The organism is Photobacterium sp. GB-72 (assembly GCF_003026095.1).
Taxonomy (GTDB): domain Bacteria; phylum Pseudomonadota; class Gammaproteobacteria; order Enterobacterales; family Vibrionaceae; genus Photobacterium.
The window spans coordinates 1-5,811 of record NZ_PYNV01000036.1 but is presented as its reverse complement, the minus strand read 5'-3'; the positions used below and the strand labels follow the sequence as shown (position 1 = coordinate 5,811).

Sequence of the window (5,811 nt, the reverse complement as noted above, 5' to 3'; positions counted from 1 at the left end):
TGATACCGCGCTCACGCTCTTCTGGAGCGTTATCGATTGATGCGAAGTCACGAGCAGCACCACCGTACACTTTTGAAAGTGTAGTACAGATAGCAGCAGTTAGAGTTGTTTTACCGTGGTCAACGTGGCCGATAGTACCAACGTTTACGTGCGGTTTTACGCGTTCAAATTTTTCTTTAGACATGGATAGTCCCTCTGGGCACGGTATTAGGTGGCATTACGACCACACAACCAAACATGGGTTTGTTGAGTATATAACAAATGGATGAATTAGGGCTTGAGAGTGGTGCTGATAGGCAGATTTGAACTGCCGACCTCACCCTTACCAAGGGTGCGCTCTACCGACTGAGCTATATCAGCACACAAGAAATGTGGAGCGGGCAGCGGGAATCGAACCCGCATCATCAGCTTGGAAGGCTGAGGTAATAGCCATTATACGATGCCCGCAAAACTTGTATCTCGTAGAGCTATTCAACCATTTGAAAATGGTGGTGGGGGAAGGATTCGAACCTTCGAAGGCAGTGCCGGCAGATTTACAATCTGCTCCCTTTGGCCACTCGGGAACCCCACCGAAATTTTTAAACTGGTGCCGACTACCGGAGTCGAACTGGTGACCTACTGATTACAAGTCAGTTGCTCTACCTACTGAGCTAAGTCGGCGTTAGTGGTGCGCATTCTAGATAATGATTATTTTTGTTGCAATACCCTAACGTGTTTTTTTTATTGTTTTTTATTTAATTGACGTAATTTTCGGCATTAACCGCGCTTTGCATACAACCCTAGCCCTTCAAGTACCAACTCCGAGCGATGATAAAAAGGTTTACACCACGATTTTGGCAAATGACGAACACCGCCACCACATAGAATTACCGCGGGCGCTTCATTTAGTTCTGCAGATGCTTGTTTTAGGCCAAACTCAATTAATCCAACCAACGCAGCACGGCAGCCATTCTTTAAACCATCTGCGGTATTGTTTGCCAGTGTTAATGATTCACTATGCTCACTATCTGAAAACACCTTGGTCGTATTCTCTAGTACTGATTTCATCATTAACTGATAACCAGGCATGATCCAACCACCAAGATGTTTTCCATCACTGTCCATAACATCAAACGTTAATGCCGTGCCTATATCAACAATCACCGTAGGTTGCTTAAAACTTTGACGAATAGCAACCAGTGTTAGCCAGCGGTCAACACCAAGGTATTGATATTCAGAATATGCGTTAACAACACCGAAGTCTTCACGTGCAGTTTTTACCTGAGTAACAGGAATATTCGCCATTTGTGCTATACGCTGAATCGTATTGTCAACTTCAACTGGTCCGACACTCGCAAAAACAATGCGCTCAACATTACCTTCCAGTAACGGTTGTAAAACAAGCTCTAATTTTTTACTTGGGTATTTACCAATTTGTTCAATGTGTTCATTTTGGGTTAGTAAGGCAACTTTGACGTAAGTATTGCCTGCTTCAATTAATAATTGCATCAGCAACCTCTAAGGCTGATTTCACCGCCGATATACGGTGTAATACCAGTGTCGGTTTCCAGTAGTAAAGCCCCTTGAGCATCAATCCCGCGAGCAGTACCTTCGATGGTTCGCTCACCGATTAATAATTTCACAGGGCGGTTTAAAAAGTTATCTATTTTATTCCAACGTTCAACAAAGCCAACTAAACCTTGATGTTCGTAATCACAGAGTGTTTGATTAAGATGTGAGATCAATGTCGCCGCTAAGATATTTCGAGACGGTAAGCTATCACAAGCTTGCGACAGTGTTGTCCACGCTTGCGTGATCTCACTTTGCTCTGTTAGTGGCATATTAATATTTAGCCCCATTCCAATCACTAAGTGTGCAGCATCCCCTGCTTGACCTGTCATTTCAACAAGAATACCAGCTAGCTTTTTATCCTGATAATAAATATCGTTAGGCCATTTAACTCGAACATCATCCGCACCCAGTTTTTGGAGCGTTTCAGCAATCGCGACGCCGACAACTAAACTCAGCCCCATTGCCGCAGCCATACCAGCTTCTAAACGCCAGTAAATTGAAAGGTACAGGTTACTACCGAAAGGTGAAACCCATTGTCGACCTCGTCGTCCACGGCCTGCTTCTTGATATTCAGCCAAACATACACTACCACTAGGCAGTTGCCCTACTCTATCTAGAAGGTATTGATTAGTTGAGTCGATGACAGGAATTAAATCAAGATGGGGGCACTTAACTTTCTCTAAAATCTGCTGCTTATCAAGTAAATCAATCGCTGATGCAAGACAATAACCTTTGCCTTGCACCCTAAAAATATCAAGCCCCCACTGTTGAATGACTTGAATTTGTTTCGCGATTGCAGCACGAGTCATACCCAGCGTTTGTCCCAATACTTCACCTGAATGAAATTCACCATCAGAGAGTAACTTAATCAAAGCTAGTCGTACGGTATGATCTTTCATCGCAGCATCTCGTTGAGATTAGTTTCAGCATTATGTGCCATAAAACGCACCTCATGCTCAAGAGAGACACCAAATTTAGTCATTACCGTATCGACAACATACTGTGCTAGCTGAAGTACATCACGTGCAGTTGCATTACCAACATTCGTTAATACAAGTGCTTGTTGCTGGTGAATTTTAGCACCACCAATTTGGTAACCTTTCAAACCACATTGATCAATCAACCAGCCCGCAGCTAACTTACAATGAGCTTCGTCCACTGGGTAACTTGGCATGTTAGGGTACTCAGACAAAAGAAAGTCACGTACGTCTAACGAAATAATTGGGTTTTTGAAAAAACTACCTGCATTCCCCATAACCTGCGGATCAGGCAGTTTTTCACGGCGAATGGCGCACACTTCATCAAAAATCTCTTTGGCTGTAACAGTATCGAGCGAGAATTTTGCTAATGGGCCATAGGCTATTTTCGGAGACCAAGCTTTAGTTAAGCGAAAACCTACCGCAATAATTATGTGGTTATCTTTTAACTCTCGCTTAAAAATTGAATCTCGATATGAGAAGTGGCATTCATCAGCCATCAAACGCTTCACTTCCCCTGTTTGTACATTTAATACATCAACATACTGGCAGACATCTTTTAACTCTACGCCATAAGCACCAATATTTTGTATCGGGGACGACCCCACACAACCAGGAATGAGTGCTAGATTCTCAAGGCCATTAAAACCATTATCGACAGCCCAAGACACCAAACCATGCCAGTCTTCACCGCCACCTACATGTAAATCAACATACTCAGTACTATCGACTACATTAATACCTTTAATTCGGTTTAAAATGATAGCGCCTTGGTAATCTTCACAAAAAAGTAAGTTACTTCCTTGACCAACAACTAACTTAGGGACTTCCTGGTATGTCTCGTCCTGCCAAATAGCAAGGAGATCTTCAACACTTGATGCTTCAAGTATGTACTTCGCCGATACATCAATCCCAAAGGTGTGATAAGGCGCTAACCCAGTTTCATGTAAAACTTTCATGTTAATTCACAACCAAATCTTTATACTTTTCGATACGAATTGAAACTATTTTACCTGATCCCATTCAACAACGCAGTGTTTTCCCATGTCTCAAATTATTTATCGTCAACTTGATCCTATCCGTTTGCCTTTAGTTAATAAAATATACAAGTCATTCTATCCATCAGGAAAAGCAAAGAGAGATGAAACAATCTGGGTTGCAGAATCAAACAACAGTATTATTGCATCCGTACGATTTAAAACTATTGATGATATACAACTACTGACAGGCATGCTTGTCATCCCAGAGTACCGTTTACAGGGTATTGCGTATAAGCTTATTGAAGCATGCCGTAATCAAATGAACCAACAAGCATGCTATTGCTTTGCATTTCAAGAGTTAGAAGTTTTCTATCAGAAGTCAGGGTTTCAAACTATTAATAGCGAAAACCTTCCCAATAATATCAAGCAACGTTTTCAACGCTATGCTAATAGCGGTAAGAATCTAATTCCAATGTTATTTATTGATACACTTACCTCAGAAAGCATGAGCAAAAACATATCTAAACACTAGATACATTGACTTCGCTTTTTTTCTGGTATAATTGATCCCTTAATCAAAATTCATCTACTTATAGATCGTGTAAACGAGGCGATAATGGATTCAGCTATTGCTAACAGGCAGCTCATCGAACAACTGCCATGTATTGCGCACAAGCCCGAGAATTTAGAGACTCTTTTTGATGCAAATTCGTTTAGAGAGCGTCTATATCAAGAAATAAAATCAGCTAAAGAACGCATTTACTTAGTTGCCTTATATCTCCAAGATGATGAAGCAGGAAGAGGTGTGCTTACCGCTCTGTATGAAGCTAAGCAACTCAACCCCGAACTTGATATAAAGGTATTAGTTGATTGGCATAGAGCTCAACGAGGCTTAATTGGCGCCAGTCAGTCCGATGGCAATGCCGCGCTATATCGTGAGTACGCAGAAAAATATACTCACAAGATCGATGTGCTTGGCGTTCCCGTTCGTAATCGAGAAGTGTTCGGTGTCCTACACCTGAAAGGCTTTGTTATTGATGATAATGTTATTTATAGCGGTGCAAGCTTAAATGATGTGTATCTCGCTCAACATGACCGTTATCGTTACGATCGCTACCACGTAATTAAAAATGAAAAGCTCGCTAACAGCATGGCGCAGTTCATTATTGACATACTTGTTTCGAGTAATGCTGTTAACTGCCTAGCACAACCAGAAAGACCCGATACAAAGTCATTGAAGACGGCAATTCGAGATCTACGCTCCGAACTACAACAAGCTATCTACCATTTTGAGCCGGATGAGATTAAAGATGACGAGGTAGGATTAACACCTCTGATAGGTTTAGGGAAACGTAAGAACAAACTTAATCAGGATATTTGTACGCTCATCGCTAGTGCACAATCTGAGCTGACTATTTGTACTCCCTACTTTAACTTTCCGAGAATGGTAAGTCGCGAAGTAAAGAAAGCCCTTAAGCGCGGTGTAAAGGTCACAATCGTCGTTGGTGATAAAACAGCAAATGACTTTTATATTCCACCATCAGAGCCTTTTAAGACTATTGCTGGGTTACCTTATTTATATGAAGTCAATTTACGTAATTTTGCTAAACATAATGAAGCCGCTATTGCACATCGCCAATTAGCGATCCATTTATGGAAACACGATAACAATAGCTTTCACTTGAAGGGGCTTTGGGTAGATCGTCGTTATATGTTAGTAACGGGTAATAACCTCAATCCACGAGCTTGGAAACTTGATCTTGAAAATGCGATTTTAATTCATGACAAAAATCAACTACTCGCCGAGCAGCAACAACAAGAATTAGATTGTATTCTCGAACATACCCAGCTTATTGGTAGTTATAAGCAAATTGAAAAAATTGATAACTATCCAGCTCAAGTTAAAAAGCTCATTACACGTATTCGTCGTGTAAAAGCGGATCACATCCTGAATCAAATTCTATAATTCACCCCCTTTATCACTGCAGTAACTCTCTACTGCAGTGATACATCTCTTTATTAAATACTATTCTGTTGTAGGTCTGTAGGTCTGTAGGTCTGTAGGTCTGTAGGTCTGTAGGTCTGTAGGTCTGTAGGTCTGTAGGTCTAGTTTATAGATGCAAACTAACTTTAAAAGTATTAAAACGAAAAAAGGCCATCCTTTCGGATGGCCTTTTAAAATTTGAAGCCTGGCGATGTCCTACTCTCACATGGGGAGACCCCACACTACCATCGGCGCTATTACGTTTCACTACTGAGTTCGGCATGGGATCAGGTGGGTCCATAACGCTATGGTCGCCAAG

6 protein-coding genes, 4 tRNA genes and 1 rRNA gene are annotated in these 5,811 nt (G+C 41.4%); 2 read left to right on the top strand and 9 right to left on the bottom strand.

The window, feature by feature from the left end; genetic code table 11:
- The 8 genes from C9J40_RS21655 to murB form a co-directional block, all read right to left on the bottom strand.
- The coding region (locus C9J40_RS21655; RefSeq protein WP_233217677.1) for a GTP-binding protein at positions 1-184 on the bottom strand (184 nt) is incomplete at its 3' end.
- 100 nt (positions 185-284) lie between these two features.
- Positions 285-360 (bottom strand) — tRNA-Thr (locus C9J40_RS21650).
- A gap of 12 nt (positions 361-372) precedes the next feature.
- Positions 373-447: transfer RNA gene (locus C9J40_RS21645), tRNA-Gly, on the bottom strand.
- A gap of 39 nt (positions 448-486) precedes the next feature.
- A tRNA-Tyr gene (locus C9J40_RS21640) sits at positions 487-571 on the bottom strand.
- A 13-nt stretch (positions 572-584) separates the two neighbouring features.
- Positions 585-660, bottom strand: a tRNA-Thr gene (locus C9J40_RS21635).
- 96 nt (positions 661-756) lie between these two features.
- A complete protein-coding gene (locus tag C9J40_RS21630; RefSeq protein ID WP_005363560.1) occupies positions 757-1,488 on the bottom strand; it encodes a type III pantothenate kinase in 732 nt (243 codons plus the stop codon).
- Positions 1,488-2,450 (bottom strand): bifunctional biotin--[acetyl-CoA-carboxylase] ligase/biotin operon repressor BirA, encoded by a 963-nt coding sequence (gene birA / locus C9J40_RS21625; RefSeq protein WP_107247959.1) that lies wholly within the window; start codon positions 2,448-2,450, stop codon positions 1,488-1,490. Before birA ends, C9J40_RS21630 begins: the two co-directional genes overlap by 1 nt.
- Positions 2,447-3,487: a UDP-N-acetylmuramate dehydrogenase gene (murB, locus tag C9J40_RS21620; RefSeq protein WP_107208795.1), complete on the bottom strand. Its 1,041-nt coding sequence runs from the start codon at positions 3,485-3,487 to the stop codon at positions 2,447-2,449. The genes birA and murB overlap by 4 nt, the downstream gene beginning before the upstream one ends.
- Positions 3,488-3,572: 85 nt before the next feature.
- Here murB and C9J40_RS21615 point away from each other — a divergent pair, with 85 nt between their 5' ends.
- Entirely contained in the window at positions 3,573-4,040 is a 468-nt protein-coding gene (locus C9J40_RS21615; RefSeq protein ID WP_005363553.1) for a GNAT family N-acetyltransferase, read from the top strand.
- Between the two features lie 84 nt (positions 4,041-4,124).
- A complete protein-coding gene (gene pssA, locus C9J40_RS21610; protein ID WP_107247958.1) occupies positions 4,125-5,474 on the top strand; it encodes a CDP-diacylglycerol--serine O-phosphatidyltransferase in 1,350 nt (449 codons plus the stop codon).
- Between the two features lie 221 nt (positions 5,475-5,695).
- On the opposite strand, the gene rrf is transcribed toward pssA, so the two are convergent.
- A 5S ribosomal RNA gene (gene rrf / locus C9J40_RS21605) occupies positions 5,696-5,811 on the bottom strand.

Excerpts from the sequence above, each read along its gene's own strand:
- C9J40_RS21630 (WP_005363560.1), bottom strand. The coding sequence starts at position 1,488 with ATGCAATTATTAATTGAAGCAGGCAATACTTACGTCAAAGTTGCCTTA.
- birA (WP_107247959.1), bottom strand. The coding sequence starts at position 2,450 with ATGAAAGATCATACCGTACGACTAGCTTTGATTAAGTTACTCTCTGAT.
- murB (WP_107208795.1), bottom strand. The coding sequence starts at position 3,487 with ATGAAAGTTTTACATGAAACTGGGTTAGCGCCTTATCACACCTTTGGG.
- C9J40_RS21615 (WP_005363553.1), top strand. The coding sequence starts at position 3,573 with ATGTCTCAAATTATTTATCGTCAACTTGATCCTATCCGTTTGCCTTTA.
- pssA (WP_107247958.1), top strand. The coding sequence starts at position 4,125 with ATGGATTCAGCTATTGCTAACAGGCAGCTCATCGAACAACTGCCATGT.